Annotated in this window: 19 protein-coding genes and 1 pseudogene; 13 read left to right on the top strand and 7 right to left on the bottom strand. The window is 59.0% G+C overall.

Translation table 11 applies throughout. The annotated features are described in order from the left end of the window. Positions 1–57 precede the first annotated feature (57 nt). Positions 58–1206, top strand: a complete 1149-nt coding sequence (yiaY, locus tag BMS17_RS08130; RefSeq protein WP_077430755.1) for an L-threonine dehydrogenase — start codon at positions 58–60, stop codon at positions 1204–1206. On the opposite strand, the gene BMS17_RS08125 is transcribed toward yiaY, so the two are convergent. Further along, a complete protein-coding gene (locus BMS17_RS08125) occupies positions 1203–2369 on the bottom strand; it encodes an MFS transporter (protein ID WP_046029430.1) in 1167 nt (388 codons plus the stop codon). The two genes, yiaY and BMS17_RS08125, sit on opposite strands and share 4 nt — an antisense overlap. Positions 2370–2386: 17 nt before the next feature. Further along, on the bottom strand, positions 2387–3622 hold the full coding sequence (locus BMS17_RS08120; protein ID WP_077430754.1) for an aminotransferase class I/II-fold pyridoxal phosphate-dependent enzyme: 1236 nt from the start codon (positions 3620–3622) through the stop codon (positions 2387–2389). A 200-nt stretch (positions 3623–3822) separates the two neighbouring features. Between BMS17_RS08120 and BMS17_RS08115 the strand changes: the two genes are divergently transcribed. The 4 genes from BMS17_RS08115 (at position 3823) to BMS17_RS08100 (ending at position 8592) form a co-directional block, all read left to right on the top strand. After that, positions 3823–4731, top strand: coding sequence for a LysR family transcriptional regulator (locus BMS17_RS08115; protein WP_077430753.1), 909 nt, complete (start codon positions 3823–3825; stop codon positions 4729–4731). A 239-nt stretch (positions 4732–4970) separates the two neighbouring features. Further along, on the top strand, positions 4971–6164 hold the full coding sequence (locus BMS17_RS08110) for a CaiB/BaiF CoA-transferase family protein (RefSeq protein WP_046029434.1): 1194 nt from the start codon (positions 4971–4973) through the stop codon (positions 6162–6164). After that, the gene (locus tag BMS17_RS08105; RefSeq protein ID WP_046029435.1) at positions 6161–7087 is read left to right on the top strand and encodes a hydroxymethylglutaryl-CoA lyase; all 927 of its coding nucleotides are present in this window, start codon (positions 6161–6163) and stop codon (positions 7085–7087) included. The genes BMS17_RS08110 and BMS17_RS08105 overlap by 4 nt, the downstream gene beginning before the upstream one ends. A 173-nt stretch (positions 7088–7260) precedes the next feature. Further along, positions 7261–8592, top strand: a complete 1332-nt coding sequence (locus BMS17_RS08100; protein ID WP_077430752.1) for an MFS transporter — start codon at positions 7261–7263, stop codon at positions 8590–8592. 75 nt (positions 8593–8667) lie between these two features. Here the strand turns inward: BMS17_RS08100 and BMS17_RS08095 are convergent, their stop codons facing one another. After that, the gene (locus BMS17_RS08095; RefSeq protein WP_046029437.1) at positions 8668–9156 is read right to left on the bottom strand and encodes a DMT family transporter; all 489 of its coding nucleotides are present in this window, start codon (positions 9154–9156) and stop codon (positions 8668–8670) included. A 78-nt stretch (positions 9157–9234) separates the two neighbouring features. Between BMS17_RS08095 and BMS17_RS08090 the strand changes: the two genes are divergently transcribed. The 6 genes from BMS17_RS08090 to BMS17_RS08065 all read left to right on the top strand — a co-directional run bounded on the left by BMS17_RS08090 (position 9235) and on the right by BMS17_RS08065 (position 13528). Continuing rightward, positions 9235–10176 (top strand): LysR family transcriptional regulator, encoded by a 942-nt coding sequence (locus BMS17_RS08090; RefSeq protein ID WP_077430751.1) that lies wholly within the window; start codon positions 9235–9237, stop codon positions 10174–10176. A 10-nt stretch (positions 10177–10186) separates the two neighbouring features. After that, positions 10187–10603, top strand: coding sequence for a fosfomycin resistance glutathione transferase (gene fos, locus BMS17_RS08085; RefSeq protein WP_077430750.1), 417 nt, complete (start codon positions 10187–10189; stop codon positions 10601–10603). Positions 10604–10668: 65 nt separating this feature from the next. After that, positions 10669–11307, top strand: a complete 639-nt coding sequence (locus tag BMS17_RS08080; protein ID WP_077430749.1) for a LysE family translocator — start codon at positions 10669–10671, stop codon at positions 11305–11307. Between the two features lie 18 nt (positions 11308–11325). Then, positions 11326–12675, top strand: coding sequence for a diguanylate cyclase domain-containing protein (locus BMS17_RS08075; RefSeq protein WP_046029647.1), 1350 nt, complete (start codon positions 11326–11328; stop codon positions 12673–12675). Positions 12676–12792: 117 nt separating this feature from the next. Next, the gene (locus tag BMS17_RS08070; protein WP_077430748.1) at positions 12793–12951 is read left to right on the top strand and encodes a KGG domain-containing protein; all 159 of its coding nucleotides are present in this window, start codon (positions 12793–12795) and stop codon (positions 12949–12951) included. Between the two features lie 73 nt (positions 12952–13024). After that, on the top strand, positions 13025–13528 hold the full coding sequence (locus BMS17_RS08065) for a DUF4142 domain-containing protein (protein WP_046029444.1): 504 nt from the start codon (positions 13025–13027) through the stop codon (positions 13526–13528). A 66-nt stretch (positions 13529–13594) separates the two neighbouring features. On the opposite strand, the gene BMS17_RS08060 is transcribed toward BMS17_RS08065, so the two are convergent. Then, complete coding sequence (locus tag BMS17_RS08060; protein ID WP_046029446.1) at positions 13595–14005, bottom strand: low affinity iron permease family protein; 411 nt, start codon at positions 14003–14005, stop codon at positions 13595–13597. Between the two features lie 239 nt (positions 14006–14244). Here BMS17_RS08060 and BMS17_RS08055 point away from each other — a divergent pair, with 239 nt between their 5' ends. Next, positions 14245–15330 (top strand): type I restriction endonuclease, encoded by a 1086-nt coding sequence (locus tag BMS17_RS08055; protein ID WP_077430747.1) that lies wholly within the window; start codon positions 14245–14247, stop codon positions 15328–15330. Between the two features lie 229 nt (positions 15331–15559). On the opposite strand, the gene BMS17_RS08050 is transcribed toward BMS17_RS08055, so the two are convergent. Together BMS17_RS08050 and BMS17_RS08045 are read right to left on the bottom strand one after the other, a co-directional pair. Beyond that, positions 15560–16075 (bottom strand): AidA/PixA family protein, encoded by a 516-nt coding sequence (locus tag BMS17_RS08050; RefSeq protein ID WP_046029448.1) that lies wholly within the window; start codon positions 16073–16075, stop codon positions 15560–15562. 125 nt (positions 16076–16200) lie between these two features. After that, positions 16201–16704 (bottom strand): inclusion body family protein, encoded by a 504-nt coding sequence (locus tag BMS17_RS08045; RefSeq protein WP_046029450.1) that lies wholly within the window; start codon positions 16702–16704, stop codon positions 16201–16203. 351 nt (positions 16705–17055) lie between these two features. Between BMS17_RS08045 and tam the strand changes: the two genes are divergently transcribed. Then, positions 17056–17826 (top strand): trans-aconitate 2-methyltransferase, encoded by a 771-nt coding sequence (gene tam, locus BMS17_RS08040; protein WP_046029452.1) that lies wholly within the window; start codon positions 17056–17058, stop codon positions 17824–17826. Positions 17827–17917: 91 nt separating this feature from the next. Here tam and BMS17_RS08035 read toward each other — a convergent pair. Beyond that, positions 17918–18196: pseudogene (locus BMS17_RS08035) on the bottom strand (type II toxin-antitoxin system HicB family antitoxin); the annotation flags it as partial. Positions 18197–18198 lie beyond the last annotated feature (2 nt).

Here is an 18198-nt window from a genome sequence, read left to right as displayed (position 1 = left end):
CTGTGGGCGTACCGCTGGATCGGCGTCGCCGATTCGGCCCAGCCAGGAGAATCGCTCATGAGCAGCACGTTTTTCATTCCCTCCGTGAACATCATGGGCACTGGTTGCCTCGACGAAGCCATGGACGCCATTGGCAAGTACGGCTTTCGTAAAGCGCTGATTGTCACCGACGTTGGGCTGGCCAAGGCCGGCGTAGCGAAAATGCTTGCGGAAAAACTGGCGATGCAGGACATCGACTCGGTGATCTTCGACGGCGCCAAACCAAACCCGAACATGGCCAACGTCGAGCTCGGGCTGGGCTTGTTGAAGGAAAACCGCTGTGATTTTGTGGTGTCTGTCGGTGGTGGTTCGCCCCACGACTGCGCCAAGGGCATCGCGTTATGTGCGACCAACGGCGGGCAGATTCGCGACTATGAAGGTGTCGATCAATCGAGCAAACCACAGCTGCCGCTGATCGCAATCAATACCACCGCCGGCACCGCCAGCGAGATGACACGTTTTTGCATCATCACCGACGAATCGCGCCACGTGAAAATGGCCATTGTCGACCGCAACGTCACGCCGCTGCTGTCGGTCAACGACCCGGCGCTGATGGTCGCCATGCCCCAGGGGCTGACGGCAGCCACCGGTATGGATGCATTGACCCACGCCATCGAAGCGTACGTCTCCACCGCAGCCAACCCGATCACCGATGCCTGCGCCCTGAAGGCGATCACGTTGATCAGCAACAACCTGCGACTGGCGGTACGCAACGGCGGTGACATGGCTGCGCGGGAAAACATGGCCTATGCGCAGTTCCTCGCTGGCATGGCGTTCAATAACGCGTCTCTGGGTTATGTCCACGCCATGGCTCACCAACTGGGCGGGTTCTATGACTTGCCTCATGGAGTCTGCAACGCGGTACTGCTGCCCTACGTTCAGGGCTTCAACGCTCAGGTTTGCGCCCCACGCCTGACCGAGGTGGCTCATGCGATGGGCGCCGACATTCGTGGTTTGAGCCCTGAAGAGGGTGCTCAATCGGCTATTGCAGCGATCCGTCGACTGTCCAGTGATGTGGAAATCCCTGCCGGGTTGCGTGAGCTAGGCGTCAACCTCAACGACGTCCCCATGCTTGCCACCAATGCGCTGAAAGACGCCTGCGGTTTTACCAATCCCCGGGCGGCGGATCAGAGCCAGATCGAGGAGATTTTCCGTAGCGCCTTTTAGGCCGTTTTGCGACCGGGCGCGAGCATGACACACAGCATCGCGCCCAACGCCAGCAAGGTGCAGAGCAACGACAACGGCCAGGCCTGTACACTGGCGATCAGGCTGGCAATCGCGCCAATGGACGCGGCCATCAGTTGATGAATGAAACCGCTCAACGCCATCGCATAAGCGCCGCCGACCGGTGAGCCGTCGTTGGCCAGCGACAGGCTGATCGGGTAGGTCAGCGACTGCCCGAACACCGCCACGCAATAGGGCAACCAGAACAGCAGGGCAATGGAGGTGCCGGCGATGCTGCCCAATAACATCACCGCACTCCCGGTCAGCACCAGCCCCACGCCGGCTTCCATCAGTCGACGCTGACCAGTGCGCAGTACCAAGGCATTGACCCCCAACGCCCCCAAAAAATACGCCGCGCTGATCGGCCAGCCCAACAGCCCGTATTCCACCGCCGACCAGTTGAACGGTCCTTGCAGAATCAACGGCGCGGCAGTGTTGAAGGCGACGATCACCCCATAACCGAGGCCGCCGGTGAGGGCCGGCAGCAAGAAGGCACGATCGCGCAGAATGCGCCTGTAACTCGGCCAAGCAGACGACTGCACATTACCCTCGGTCAAAACCGCAAACGGGACCCGCGCCACGACCGCCGCCATCAGCAGGCTCACGCCACCCAGCAGATAGAAAATCGCCGGCCAGCCCAGCGCCACCTGAATCACCGACCCCAGGTACTGGCCGATTCCCAGCGCCACCACGAATGAAATCGAAATCCATGACAACGCCTTGGCCAACAGATCGCCGCGGAAACTGTCGCGGATCAACACCCGTGCCATGACTGAAATCCCGCTGGCACCAATGCCTTGAAGCAGCCGAAAAAACAGAAACGATTCAAGTGTTTGGCCCAGCGGCAGTGCGAGGTTTCCCAACCCATAAATGCCCAGCGCCGCGAGCAATACCGGTTTACGACCGATGCGCTGACCGAGGCTGCCCCAGAACAACATCGGCAGCGCCATCCCGATCAAGTACACCGCCAGGCCCCAGGATACTTGCGAGGCGTCGGCGGACAGATGCCGAGCCATCTCCGGCAGCGCCGGCAGGTAAATGCTCATGCCCAGTTGCGCGAGAAAAACCGTGCTGCAGGTGACGAGGAGGGTGGTGCGGCTCTTCATGACATCTTCCCTGGTGTTCAGTCGCCGAGGACTGCGGCGGGTGTACATATAAGCTCGGTGAGGAGCTGACAAAAGTGGCAGATCAGCATCGGTTCCATGTCCGCCCGCAAAGTGATTCTGAGAGCGGCCTTGCCTTGTGCAACCACAGGGAAAAATACCGCCGAGGTCAAGAAACCGAGGTTGGCCAATTCGATGGCGATGCGGTTGGCCGGCGCCGCATCCCCGCAGTGGATCAAGCGAATCGCCATGTTGCTGCCGTGCTGTGCGGTTCGGATCAGGCTGTCAAAGAGGCGGATATTAACCTGAAGTTTTTCCTGTAACGCAGCAAATGCCGGCGTTTGATGCAGCTGGATGGAGGCTCTGCCCGCGCCGATGGCCGCGCTGTTCAGGCTTTGCGACCAATTGCTGGGGCCGCCGTAGCGTTGAATCAGCTTTTTCTGCCGTTCATTGCCCAGCATCACCAGCCCGCCGCTGGCGCCAAATGACTTGGCCAATGAGGCGACGATCAGGCCGTCATCTTCCAGGGCCTGAAACCTGGGGCGCGCCAGGCCGGCACCGAATGTACCAACGGTGGATAGAGCATGGGAGTCGTCAAGGTAGAGAAACAACCCATATCGGTCCTTCAGATACAAAAGGCTGTCCATGTCGGCGACCCCGCCCATGCTGTACGCACCGTCGGCAACATACGCGACCCTGCTGTTTTGCTGGCACTGGGTTTCGAGGAAGTCCATGTCGTTGTGCGGACTGGTCACGACCCTGGTTTCATCGGCGCAGGCGGCTTTGAGGTGATTCATCGAGTAGTGCGCCAAACGGTCAAACACCATCACCGGCGGCCGGTTCTCGGTGAACACGCCGCTGGCCAGCAGCGGCAGGATGCCGGCACTTGCTGCGCTGCACGACAAGGTGCTCAAACAGGTGGCGCCGAACAATGCTGATAGCTCGGTTTCGTACTGATCGAGGATCGTCAGTTTGCAGCGGTTTTTTGAGTTGGCGACGCGCAGAGTGCCGGTTTCCCATAAGGTGGTCATGGCGCCGTCGAGCAGATCAGGGTGGTGATCCAGGCCCAGGTAGGAGGTGGTGCAGAAGTGATGAAACGCACGTCCGTGCTGGTCAACCATGCGGTTGCTGCTTCTGATGTCGACATTCAGTCCCGCGACTTTCCCCGCTTCTGCGGTTTCCCAGTCGTGATCGGCCAGCGCGACCAGTTTTCGATAGTTGGTGAAGGTATTTGCCGCGTGCGTTGTCTGGTCCATTTGAAGTGTCTGTCCTTGAGTGGTGAAGCCGTCCGTGTGTGTTGCCAGACTTTACAGAGTGCGACGTTGCCGCTGAATCGGCCGTTTCCGCTTCGGTCGAGTGTTACAAGAGATTTATGTGTAGGGCGATAGCGGTGTGGATGTGGGGCAAAACCCGGTTATCCTGCCCATTCAGCCGCGCAGAAGTCATCGAGCCCTCCATGCTGCAAAGAAGCCTGATCCGCCGTCTCGACCTGCTCACCCTGCAACTGTTCGTCGCCGTCCATGAAGAGGGCACGCTGACCCGTGCCGCCGCGCGTGAAACCATCGCGGTGTCGGCGGCCAGCAAGCGCCTGGTGGAGCTGGAAGACGCGTTGGGCATCAGCCTGTTCGTGCGCCAGGCGAAGGGGATGACCCTGACGCCGGCCGGCGAAACCTTGCTGCACCACGCACGGCAGATGCTGTTCAACGTCGAGAAAATGGGCCTTGAACTGGGCGAGCACAGTCACGGCATTCGCGGTTATGTGCGGATGCTCGCCAACCTGTCGGCGATCATTCAGTTTTTGCCCGAGGACTTGCGCGACTTTTCCGAGCGTCATCCGCAGGTCAAGACCGACCTCGAAGAGCGCCCCAGCAGCGGCGTGATTCAAGGGGTGCTGGACGGTGTGGCGGACCTGGGCATTTGCTCGATCGACAGCGACACCAAGGGTTTGCACAGCGTGCTGTACCGGCAAGACAAGCTGGTGGTGTTGATGCTGCCCGATCACCCGTTGGCGAGCCGTTCGAACCTGGCGTTTGCCGACACCCTGGACAGCGATTACGTGGGTTTGCATGCCGCCAGTTCGATCAACATGCGCACCCATGCCGCCGCTCGCAAGGCCGGCAAAGTGCTGCGGTTGCGCATTCATGTGCCGGGATTCGACGCCATGTGCCGGATGGTGCAGGCCAACATGGGCATCGGCATTCTTCCGCTAAAGGCTTATGAATTGTTTGGCCGGGCGCTGGGGTTGCACGCAGTGCCGTTGACGGATGACTGGTCGGATCGAGCGTTGATCATCGTGGTGCGGGACGAAGCGGCGTTGTCGCCGGTGAGCCGGATGTTGTTTGAACAGTTGCGCGGGCAGGTCTGATCATTCTCGGTTGAATGGGCGGGCCTCATCGCGGGCAAGCCCGCTCCCACAGGGTTTTCTGGCGTGACATAAATCCAGTGTGGGAGCGGGCTTGCCCGCGATGACTGACCTGAGTTTGCCGACAATCTCCAACCGAGCGTTCGCGTTTCACGAACGCCCGTTGCCAACTGAAGGTTGGATTCCTTGACCCCCGCTCCTCTAGCCTTGGCACATATTCCAAGAATAAGAGGTAACTTGCGATGTCTGCCCCTTTAAGCGCCATCAAAGTGATCGAGATCGGCACGCTGATCGCCGCGCCATTCGCCGCGCGCATGCTTGCCGAGTTCGGCGCCGAAGTCATCAAGATCGAAGCCATGGGCCAGGGCGACCCACTGCGCAAGTGGCGCAAGCTGCACGAAGGCACGTCGCTGTGGTGGTACCTGCAATCGCGCAACAAGAAGTCGCTGGCACTCAACCTCAAATCCCCTGAAGGCATCGAACTGGTCAAGCAACTGGCGACCAGTGCCGACGTGCTGATCGAAAACCTGCGCCCCGGTGCCCTGGAAAAACTCGGCCTGGGCTGGGACGTGTTGCACGCCCTCAATCCCAACCTGACGCTGGTGCGCATTTCCGGTTACGGCCAGACCGGCCCGTACCGTGATCGCCCGGGCTTCGGCGCCATCGGCGAGGCCATGGGCGGGATTCGCTATACCACCGGTACACCCGGTTCACCACCGGCGCGGGTGGGTGTCAGCCTCGGCGATTCCCTCGCTTCGCTGCACGCGGTGATCGGCGCCTTGATGTCGTTGCTGCGGGTCAAGACCGGGCAGGGCGGTGGGCAAGTGGTCGATGTATCGCTGGCTGAAAGCGTGTTCAACGTCATGGAAAGCCTGGTGCCGGAATACGACATGCTCGGCCATGTGCGTGAACGCAGCGGTGGTGCCTTGCCAGGCATCGCCCCGTCTAATACGTACCTGACGGCCGATGGCGCTTACGTGGTGATCGCCGGCAACAGCGACCCGATTTACAAGCGTCTGATGGAGGTCATCGGTCGGCATGATCTGGCCGAAGCCCCCGAGTTTGCTCACAACGACGGGCGTGCATTGAAAAGCAATGTGCTCGACGCCGCCATTACCCACTGGACCAGCAGCCTGCCGATCGATGCCGTGTTGGCGGCGCTGGAAGCGGCCGAAGTCCCGGCCGGTCGTATCTATTCAGTGGCCGATATCGTCGCCGATCCGCATTATCAGGCGCGGGACATGTTGCTCAGTGCCGAACTGCCGGGTGGCGCCACCGTGAAGATGCCGGGGATCGTGCCCAAACTGTCCGAAACGCCCGGCGGCGTGAACTGGTCGGGACCTGGCCTGGGCCAGCACACCGATGACATCCTCGGGACGCTTGGCCTCACGGGGGCGGACATCGAACGCCTGAAAGCTGAAGGAGTGGTGCAATGATTACTGATTACTCCCAGACCCTGATCGTTCAGGAAGTCTCCCCGCGCGATGGTTTGCAGATTGAGCCAACCTGGGTTGAAACCGTCGACAAGATTGCCCTGATCGATCAACTGTCGCTGGCCGGCTTCAGCCGGATCGAAGCCGGCTCGTTCGTGTCGCCCAAGGCCATCCCGGCGTTGCGTGACGGTGAATCGGTGTTCAAGGGCATCACCCGCCAACCGGGAGTGATCTACGTTGCGCTGATCCCCAACCTCAAAGGCGCGCAACGGGCGTTGGCGACGCGGGCCGATGAGCTGAATCTGGTGATGTCCGCCAGCCAGACGCACAACCTGGCGAACATGCGCATGCGTTGCGAAGACTCGTTGGCCGCATTCGGTGAGATCGTGCACTACGTTCAGGGCACGCCGGTGCGCCTTAACGCCAGCATCGCCACCACCTTCGGCTGCCCGTTCGAAGGCAAGATCGATGAGGACCGGGTGCTGCAAATCGTCGAGGCCTATCAGGAACTCGGCATCCAGGGCATCACGTTGGCCGACACCACTGGCATGGCCAACCCGCGACAGGTCGACAGGCTGGTGCGCCGGGTGTTGCAACGGGTCTCGCCAGCGGATTTGACCCTGCATTTCCACAACACTCGCGGCCTTGGCTTGTGCAATGTGCTGGCCGCCTACGAGGCCGGCGCCCGACGTTTCGATGCCGCGCTGGGCGGGCTCGGCGGTTGTCCGTTTGCACCGGGTGCGTCGGGCAACATCTGCACCGAAGACCTGGTCAACCTGTGCGATGAAATCGGTATTCCAACCGGCATCGACTTGCCTCTGCTGCTGAAACTGTCCCGAGGATTGCCGGCGCTGCTAGGTCACGAAGTGCCCGGTCAACTGGCCAAGGCCGGACGCAATTGCGACCTGCATCCCGTGCCTTCCTGACCACACCGAATCCCTGTAGGAGCCGAGCTTGCTCGCGATGACAGAGTCGCATCCAACATTGATGTCGACTGAACCACCGCTATCGCGAGCAAGCTCGGCTCCTGCAAAAAAGCATCTCAACCAGACAACAAAAACAATCGGACACCCACGGGAAGTCCGCCTGGAGAATCATCATGAGCCTCAATGTACTGGAGGCGGGCGTGAGCCCGTCCGTTAGCCACGACGAAGAAAAAGCCCTGGTCAGCAAGGTCGCCTGGCGCCTGATGCCGCTGATCATGGTTTGCTACCTGTTCGCGTTTTTCGACCGCATCAACATCAGCTTCGCCAAGTTCCAGTTGCAAACCGACTTGAGCCTGAGCGACACCGCTTACGGCCTGGGTGCCGGGTTGTTCGTGGTCGGTTACGTGATATTCGAAGTGCCCAGCAACATGATGCTGTACAAGGTCGGCGCGCGGCGCTGGATCGCCCGGATCATGATGTCCTGGGGCCTGGCCACGGCGGCCATGGTCTTCGTCAACAGCGAATGGCAGTTCTACGCGCTGCGCTTTGTGATTGGCGCGATGGAAGCCGGGTTTGCGCCGGGCGTGCTGTATTACCTGACGCTGTGGTTCCCGCAGCACTATCGCGGACGCATCACGTCGATGCTGTTTCTATCGTCGGCATTTGCCGGCCTGGTCGGCGCGCCGTTCTCCGGATTGGTGCTGCAACATCTCGACGGCTTCCTTGACATGCGTGGCTGGCACTGGCTGTTCCTGCTCGGCGGCGTGCCGTGCATCGGCCTCGGCTTGCTGGTGCTGACATTGCTCAAGGACCGCATCGAAGATGCCCATTGGCTGACGCCGTCCGAGAAGACGCTGCTGGCCAGCCGCATCGCTCAGCATGAACCGCACAAGAGTGGCGGCTCGTTGCTCGCCGCGCTGCGAATTCCGGGTTTCCTGACGCTGGGGCTGATCTACTTCCTGATCCAGGTGGCGTCCTACGGCTTGAATTTCTGGGCCCCGCAACTGATTCGCAGTGCCGGCACCGAGAGCCCGGTGATGATCGGTTTGCTGACCGCCATTCCTTACATCTGCGGCGCCATCAGCATGGTGGTGATCGGGCGGTTGTCTGACTCGACCGGCGAGCGGCGCAAGTTTGTCGCAGGGCTGGTGGCGGTGGGGGCGGTGGGGTTCTTCTGCGCCGGGATCTTCGCCAACCACACGACCTTTCTGATTGTCGCGCTGGGCCTGCTCGGTGCCGGCATTATCGCGTCCATCCCGAGCTTCTGGACCCTGCCACCCAAACTGCTGGCCGGTGCTGGCGCAGGGGCCGCCGGCGGGATTGCGGTGATCAACACCCTGGGTCAGTTCGGCGGCATCGTCAGCCCGGTGATGGTCGGGCGGATCAAGGACCTGACCGGCAGCACCACACCGGCCCTGTATGTCATCGGTGTCTGCGCGTTGATCGCGGTGGCGCTGCTGTTGTGGGGGTTGCCGCAGAAGTTGCGCACGCTGGACAAGTTTTAAAGATCGTCCTCCGGCAGCACCTACGTGGACCACGCATCCACGCAGGCGCTGCCGGAGGGTGCGATCTTTAGGTTTTCAAGGCGTTGCGGCGATGGCTTTTTCCGTCATGCCGCCCAACTGAATCAACACCACCCCCGCCACTAACAAGACGGCCCCGAACGCCCGAGGCAACGTCATGTGCCGCTCCATCAATCCAAACCACCCAAAGTGATCCAGCACCAGCGACGCCACCACTTGCCCCGCCAACGCCAGCGCAATAAAGCCTGACGCTCCCAGCTTGGGCAGCAGCATCAACGCCAACGAAATAAAGCACACCCCAAACGCGCCTCCTGCCCACATCCACAGCGGTGCCCGGGTGATAAAGGCCAGCGACGGCAACGGCAAGCGCAGCGCCACGATGATCGGCAGCAACACCACAATACTCACCAGCAACGAGGCGAGCGTCGCCCACAACGGATGGCCCAGGCCTCGCGTGAGGTTGGCGTTGATCGCGCTCTGAAAGGGCACCACCGCCCCGGCAATCAGCGCCAGCAGCAACAGACCGGTCCAGTGCAATGTACTCATGATGTGTTCTCCAACAGGATTCGCTGGACTGTAGGGTATTCGTCACGCAAATTTAAATTCCGGTTTGCTATACAGAACATGCATCAAATGAATGATCTTCGACGCATCGACCTCAACTTGCTGGTGATTCTCGACGCATTGCTCAGCGAACAACACGTGACCCGGGCTGCCGAGCGCCTGCACCTGAGCCAGCCGGCGGTCAGCCACGCGCTGGCCCGACTGCGCGACATGCTCGGCGATCCGCTGCTGGTGCGCGCGGGCGCCACACTCGTGCCGACGCCACGTGCGCTGGAACTGGTCGCACCGTTGGCCGAAGCCCTGGCTCAGGTGCAATCACTGCTGGCGCCAAACACCTTCGATCCCGCCACCGCCAAGCGCACCTTTCGCCTGGCGATGTCGGATTACGGCGCGGCGATTATCTTGCCGGGGCTGATTCGAACCTTGCGCCGGGAAGCGCCGGGCATTGACCTGCAAATCAGCCACGCCAGCCGCGAAGGCATGATCGAGGGCGTGCTCAATGGTGATATCGACGTCGCGGTGGGGGTCTTTCCCGAATTGCCGAATGAGTTGCGCAGCACACCGCTGTTCGAAGAGCACTACGTGTGCCTCGTCGACCGTTACAGCCTGCCCGCCAATGGCATCCTCGACCTGCCAACCTACCTCGCGCGACCGCACGTCCTGCTGGAAATGCGCGGCAGCGGCACCCCGGAAATCGAACGGGCCCTGACCGCACTGCGCGAACGCCGTCGCGTGGCGATCAGCCTGCCGCACTGGAGCGTCGCCCCGGTATTCATCAGCGGTACTGATCTGATTCTGACGGTGGCGTCCCGTGGGCTGCGTGATATTGATAAACAGTCGCTGGTCGTCGTGCCGCCACCGTTTGATATTCCGTCGTTCACCTTTGTGTTGGCGTGGCACAAACGGCGGGGTGGGGATCAGGCGTTGAATTGGTTGAATGGGCGGATTGCGCAGGGGATAGTGCGCGGTGACATGTCCACTGACTCAACTCCAAACTCTTGAGGCGATCAAATTGCTCACAGGCCTCAACCACCTGACCCTCGCCGTCACCGACCTCAACCGCAGCGTGGCGTTCTATCAGAACCTCCTGCAACTGCGCCTCGAAGCCACTTGGGATACCGGTGCCTACCTGTCGCTGCCGGGTTTATGGTTGTGTCTATCCCTCGACCCGCTGCGCCATCCCGAGCCTGCCGCCGACTACACCCATTACGCCTTCAGCCTCGAGGTGGCGGATTTTCCGTGTTTCGTCGAGCGCCTTCGAGCTGCCCACGTGCAGGAATGGCGCGACAATCGCTGCGAGGGCGCGTCCTTCTACTTCCTTGATCCGGACGGTCACAAGCTGGAAGCCCATGTGGGTGACCTGGCGTCGCGCCTGGCGGCCTGCCGGCAGCGGCCGTATGCGGGGATGAAGTTCTTCGACGATCTGTAAGTCGATGTTGCTGGACCTGATATAGACTGGCGTCCATTCACTAAGTGGTTCAAAAGAGTTTTTCTATGACCCCATCCCTGCTAATGGCCGTTCTTACCTCGGGTTTTATCTACGGCATCACCCCCGGGCCGGGTGTGCTGGCGGTATTCGGGATCGGTGCGGCGCATGGGCGACGGGCGGGGGCGGGGTTTTTGTGCGGGCATTTGCTGGGGGATGTGGTCTGGTGCAGCACGGCACTGATTGCGATTGTCGGCGCACGCGAAATCGGTAGTACTGCGTTTGATGTGTTGGGTGTGCTCAGCGGACTGTATTTGTTTTGGCTGGGTTTACGCGCAGTACGGGCCAAGCGCAGCAGTGCCGAAGCGCCTCAGGGCCCGGCTCGCCAGCCGTTCTGGCACGGCATCATGTTCGGTTTGACCAATCCCAAGGCTTACCCGGTGGCGGTGGCCACCTTCACCGCATTGTTGTCCAGCCGCGCAGAACTGTTGCACTGGTCGATGCTGCCGTGGCTGATCGTCCTGAGCTTTGTTGGAGGCCTGATCGCCTACGCTATTCTCATCGGCATCGTGGGCGCGCGGCAGGTCCGCACCTTGTATCAGCGCCATGAACTGGCGATCACCCGGTTGTGCGGGGTAATGTTTATCGGTTTTGCCATTAATGCCCTGGCGCACGCGTTGCCGGGGCTGGTCACGAACAAGGCTTGAGGCCACATGCAGGGCACCATGGCATCCAGAAACTCCGCGCCGTTGGCGAGCTACATCGATCTTTTGCTGGACGCCGTGTGTGCCGTCGACAAGCAAGGTCGCTTCGTTTTTGTCAGTGCGGCCTGCGAGCGCATTTTCGGTTACACCCCCGACGAACTGATCGGCCAGCCAATGATTGATCTGGTGCACCCGGCCGATCGCCAGCGCACCCTCGACGCCGCGCGGGAGATCATGGGCGGTGAGCCCAAACTCAATTTCGAAAACCGCTACGTACGCAAGGACGGCCAGGTGGTGCATATCCTCTGGTCGGCGCGTTGGTCGGAAGTCGATCAGTTACGCATCGCCGTGGCCCGGGACATCACCGAACGCAAGCTGGCCGAGTCCCGACAAGCGGCGTTGTACGCGATCTCCGAAGCGGCTCACGCGGCGGAAGATTTGCTGGCGCTGTTCAAGCGCATTCACTTGATCATTGGCGAATGGCTGCCGGCGCTTAATTTCTCGGTGGCGCTGTATGACGAACACTGCGCGCAGCTGAATTTTCCGTATCACGTCGACGATCAGGAACTGCAACCCGAACAGCCCGGCACCATGACCGGGCGTCTGTGTGCGGAAGTGATCCGCAGTGGCCTGCCGATTTTGCTGACCCCGGGCCAGGAAAATTCGCACGAAGGTTTTGAGATGTTGGTCTCCGGGCCGAATTCGCCGTGTTGGCTGGGCGTTCCGCTGAACTCGAAAAACGGAACGATTGGCGCGCTCATCGTCAAAAGCATTCCCGGCGGAGAGCGCTACACCGAGCGGGACAAGGAATTGCTGCAATATGTCTGCGCCCAGGTCGCGACTGCCATCGAGCGCAAGCAATTGCATGCCCGGTTGCAGCGAATGGCCCAGTACGACCAACTGACGCAACTGCCCAATCGCGAGCTGCTGCGTGATCGTCTGAAAGCGTCACTGGCGCTGGCTCGGGCAGATAGCGGGCGCATGGCGTTGCTGTACGTCGACCTTGACCGCTTCAAAAACGTCAACGACACACACGGCCATGCGGTGGGCGACATGCTGTTGCAAGCGGTCGCCAATCGGCTCAAGGGTTGCGTGCGCGAAACTGACACCGTGGCGCGCATCGGCGGGGATGAGTTTGTGGTGTTGTTGCACAGCATCCAGGCCGCGGAAGACGCCGACAGCGTGGCGGGGAAAATCCTTCAGATTCTGGCGCAGCCGCTGCGTCTGGACGGGCACAGCCTGAACATCCAGGTCAGTATCGGTGTCGCTCATTACCCCGAGCACGGTACCGAAGAAAAGCAGCTGTTCCGGCATGCCGACGAAGCTATGTACACCGCCAAGCGCCGGCATCACCTGCGGCTCGACACCTGAAATATCCGCTGCCGTTCGTCGCGGCGTTATCAGGTTTTCTAAACCTTTCAGTGCGCCTCAATTCTGATTCTATGCGGGCTGCTGCTCGCCTGGGTCATTACCAAGAGGTAGAGAATCATGCCTAACTCAAGAAACTCGAACTCGGGAAACTTCGCTAACGATCGAACGAAGGCGTCTGAAGCCGGTCGCAAGGGTGGGAAAACCACCACTACGACTGTCGACAAAGACCCTTCGAAGCCCGAAATGGGCCGCAAAGGAGGTCAGAAATCCAAGTAGTGATTGAAGGTGGTTTTGATGAGAGGCGGGGGCGAAAGCTCCCGCTTGAATTTTTCAGAAGGAGGGCGCGACCATGATCCGGATGGCCACCCGAATACGATATGTATGTTTTGCTACGTTGCTGGGCCTGTGTGCCGGCAGTGCCTTTGCCCAGTCCCCCGCAGAATTCATCAACGAGGCCTCGGCCCAAGGCATGGCCGATATTGAAACCAGTCGCCTGGCCCATCAGAAAACCGAATCCAAAGAGGTCAAGGACTACACCATTGTCGTCATCAACGACCGCACCACCGCCAACCAGCACCTGGCGAAAATCGCCAAACAGCTGGATTTGCCGGTAGCCCCGCGCGAAGAGGTGGTCGACAAGGCCAAAGCCTTGATGCCGCAAGTGATGGACGGCGAAACCTTCGATGAGGCGTACGCCGCCAGTCAGGTGAAAACCACGCAGGAAGCCATCGAGCAACTTCAGCAAGAAGCGCAGACCACCGACATCCCGCAAATCAAGGCGTTTGCTGAAGAGACCCTGCCCAAACTGCAAAACCACCTGCAGATGGCCAAGGCGTTGCAAGCCGGTCGCTAGCACCAGGTTTGGGGGTGTTTAAAGCAAACGGCGCGTCATTCACATCACGCGCCGTTTTGTTTGGATTCAGCACTCGTTCAAATCCTGCTTGCGCTGACTCGACGTCGCCAGCCCTGCCAGGCCATGCACATCTTTTTCGCCCATGGCGCGATAGTGTCTGCGCAGTGCTTCCAGTTGCTTGAGATCGAGCAACTCCAGCCCCAGCATGGCGTTCTGCGCCTCCTTGTTCACCCGCAGCAACTCATCGATTTTCAAGTGCAAGATGTCGGTATCGCGGTTCTGCGTGTTCTGGATCAGGAACACCATCAGGAACGTGATGATGGTGGTCGACGTGTTGATGATCAGTTGCCAAGTGTCGTTGAAATCAAAAATCGGCCCGCTCAGGCCCCACAAGCCAATAAGAATCAGCGCCCCCATGAATGTCTTTGGGCTACCGGCCCAAAGGGCGAGTTTCTGCGAAATCTTTGCGAATTTCATGGCCGTGTTCCTTATTGGGGAAGTACCTGAAGGTGTGACAGTGCGGGCGGGTTGAAAATTCTGATTGGCTTTGTGGATTGATTGGAAACCTGCATTGCGTCGGATTCAGATGAAGGAAACGTCTTTAATTCGCCAATCCTGGTTGGAATCTTTCTTTGTGCCGGTTTGTGTCTAGTATCAAAGGCAGTCAATTTGCCAGCATCCAAACACACGGATAGACACCCGCTAAGAGGTCACTCATGGAATTCTTCGAAAAGTTAGCAAGCCTGGCCGCAAAAGTTCGTTTGCAGAGCGCTGCAATTCAGACGGAAGAAGCGACCAAGAACGCCTTTGTCATGCCCTTTATCAGCACGGTGTTGGGCTACGACGTGTTCGATCCGACTGAAGTAACTCCTGAATTCGTTTGCGATATCGGAACGAAAAAGGGAGAAAAAATTGATTACGCCATCATGAAAGCTGGAGAGGTTCAGATCCTTATCGAGTGCAAAAAAATAGGCGAGCCACTGCACATCAATCATGCATCTCAGTTGTTTCGTTACTTCCATGTCACGAGCGCTCGTATCTCCATCCTCACTAACGGTCAGGTCTACAAATTTTTCACCGACCTGGATGCGCCTAACAAAATGGATGAGAAACCATTTCTTGAACTCGACCTGTTGGACATCGACGAGTACTCGGTCCCGGAACTGGTGAAGCTCACTAAATCCGCTTTCGATGTGGACTCGATCATCAGCGCCGCCGGTGAGTTGAAATACGTCAGTCAAATCAAAAAGGTCATTGCTGCACAGGTCAGCAAACCCGATGACGACTTTGTGAAAGTGTTCGCTTCGCGTGTCTACGACGGAGTGATTACTCAGAAGGTCCGCGAGCAGTTTCATGAGCTGACGAGAAAAGCAGTCATGCAATTTCTCAATGACCAAATCAACGAACGGCTCAAGTCGGCGATGAGCGGTGCAATCCAACCCGCTTTAGCCTCTTTACCTGTTACTTCTGGCGGTGCTGAGCAGGCGGATGTGCGGGACGAGTCAGAGGACAAGGTGCTGACGACATTGGAAGAACTGGAGGGTTATCACATCGTCCGGGCTGTGGTGCGCTCCGTTGTCGACGCCAAGCGGATTGTTCAGCGCGATACTCAAAGTTACTTCGGCATTCTGCTGGACGATAACAACCGTAAACCGATCTGCCGTCTGCACTTCAATCGTTCACAGAAATACATCGGCATATTTGACGAAGAGAAGAATGAAACCCGGCATGCGATCAACTCAATTGATGACATCTACGAGTATTCGGATCACTTGAAGAAGACTGTTGGGTATTACGATTAACGACTCTTGCTCTATGCCTGTAAAAACCTGTCAGGTGATATTGATTTTGTGGTGAGGGAGCTTGCTCCCGTTGGACTGGTCCGCGCTCGGGCGCAGCAGTCCCATTTTTAGGGACGCTTCGCTCCCCAGCGGGAGCAAGCTCCCTCGCCACAGGCCCCTTCTTCGCTCTCCCATTTTATTAATCAAACGGCATTGCTCTATGCGGCCGATTTCTCGCGAGTGCTGTTTGCTACGTCAACTCCACTTCAACCGCCCAACTAAAGTAGCCCAGCGCCTCGCAGTTTTTGTCGATCAGCATGAAATTCAGCTCACACGTCTCCACGCCTGAGGACCGTCGAGTGCATTTCCAATAATGATCATCGGCCTGGTGGTTACCCGGCTCCGTCGGCGTTGCCGGGTCGGGCACAGGCACCGTCAGGTTGCCATGGACCACCAATTCGGGCGCTGACAGTACGCCGGCATCGCCCACTGATATCTCGTAAAACACCACGCTGTGTTCGGCCAGTAGGCTGATGGTCCTTCCACGGAGATGGAATGTCGTTTCGTTACTCGTGTGTAACGTAATTTTACTGTCATTTATTGTACTTTTGCCTCCACCGATGACGAGGATGAAACCCTCTTCAATCACCGTTGGTAATGGCGGTTTCAGACTGGGTTGCGGATAACGTGAAAGCAGTGATTCGGCATCCACGATCAGCAATATATTGTTCGCGGAGGAGGGGGCGTTGATCGGTTCGGAAGTCATCATGGATTCCTTTCATGATGGTGGTACATGACGGCAGCCGCGTCGGTTCATGCAAGACATCCCGGTTCCTGTCGAGGCGGCAACGTGTTCGGCAAGCCCCTTGTCGCCAAGGGGCCAGACCCTCGTCAGTTACGGATGGTAATGAACGGATCCCACGAACAGCAGCCGACAATCTTGCACTCGCGATCCACGATCAAAAAGTTGAAATGGTAGGTCACGCTACCGCACGCCAGTGTTTCCGACGACCAGTAATAGTTGTCGACTTTCTGGCAGCTCGGCACTGAAGGATTACTGGTGTTGGGGACGGCCACGCAAGCAGTGGCCTTGCGTGGCGTGGGGGTGGAGATCAGCTCGTTGCCGACATTGCCGATGAATTTGTAGAAAATCACCGCTGTTTCAAAGCTCTGCGACAGGCTGGTTTCCCGCCAGCGGATCAGGTCGCCCACTTGTGCTTTCAAGTTCAGTTCGCCACCCGCCTGACCATTAATCACGTTGTTCTGGTTGGTAACCATGTACACATGATTGACGTCGATCATCGTCGGCGCGGCAGGGTTTTTGCTGATGTTCGGGTAGTTTTTCAGGATGGTTTCAGTGTCGATCGAAACCAGTACGTCCGTGACTCGAGACATAGTAAAGCTCCTTCTTCATAGTGAACGCCTGGCATCTTTCCAGGCACAACAACGCTTGCTTGCCTTGCGGTCGTTGCGCAAACACTACGGGCGGAACCCACCTGTCACGAACATGAGCTGGCCTTGCTCCTTGCGTGCAAACTAACGGGTTCGGGTTCCTTCCGACGGGCCGCGATTGGACTATAGATGCGAAATTGAGGCTGTCAAAACTACCTCGTGTATGGCTCGACGAGCGGTCAAGTTGTCGTGGTTGGACAAAGGTCGGGGATAGGGCCTTGAAGGTTGGTCGAGGTATCGTAGCGAACCGGTGGTGCGCCTCGGGCCACAACACCGCACCTGCAGGAGAACGCAATGAGTTGGTCCGCCAAACAATACGTCGCTTTTGAAGATGAACGCACACGCCCGGCGCGAGACTTGCTCGCTGCCATCCCGCCCGTGGAGGCGCGCTCGGCCATTGATATCGGTTGCGGCCCCGGCAACTCGACCGAACTGCTGGTCGAGCGCTTCATCGGCGCCACGGTGCGTGGCGTGGACAGTTCGCCGGACATGATCGATGCGGCTCGCAAGCGCTTGCCCAGCGTGCAGTTCGACACCGTCGATATCGGTACCTGGAACGATAGCGGACCGTTCGACGTGATTTTTGCCAATGCGGTTTTGCAGTGGCTGCCCGATCACGCGACGTTACTGCCTTCGCTGGCCGCCAGACTGACGCCGGGCGGCAGCCTGGCCATCCAGATGCCTGACAACCTCAACGAACCGTCCCATCGCCTGATGCGTGAAGTGGCCGCCGAGGGCCCGTGGGCCGACAAACTGGCGAGCGCAGCCGGGCAGCGCACCGAAATGGCCAGTGCCAGCGATTACTACTCGATGGTGCGACCGCACTGCGCGCGCGTCGATGTATGGCGCACCACCTACCATCACCCGCTGGCGGGCGGGGCTTCGGGCGTGGTCGAGTGGTTCAAGGGCAGCGGTTTGCGGCCGTTTCTCGAACCGCTGGATGATGCGGAAAAGGCTCAGTACCTCAAGCAGTATCAAACCGCGATCGAGCAGGCCTATCCAGCGTTGAGCGATGGTTCGGTGCTGCTGCCGTTTCCACGGTTGTTTATCGTTGCGACTCGGTAAAAGCACACTGAACCTGTGGTGAGGGAGCTTGCTCCCTCGCCACAGTGGTGCTTCGGTCATTCTGACGGAAGGGCGTCAACTATCAATGCTACCGGGCTTCCCCCGAGTATTTAGTCCTGTCGATGTCCAAAACTGCCCATACACATTCCGCGTACTGCGGATTGGATATGTGCAGGGTGACATTGTTTGCCAGTGGAATCGGGGATCCTTGGTCCGCGAGAATTTCGAAATGGCCTTCAATGGCTTCGCGCGCCATGGCTATTGCATCGTTCAGTCCTTCTCCAGCCGAAAAACAACCCTGGACATCAGGCACTTCTACGCCCCACGCGTGTTGGTCATCGCCTGCTGAAATCGCAATTGGATAAAGCATGT

Origin of the sequence: Pseudomonas sp. C9 (genome assembly GCF_002000165.1) — a bacterium.
Taxonomy (GTDB): Bacteria; Pseudomonadota; Gammaproteobacteria; order Pseudomonadales; family Pseudomonadaceae; genus Aquipseudomonas.
This window is presented reverse-complemented; position numbering and strand designations above follow the sequence as displayed.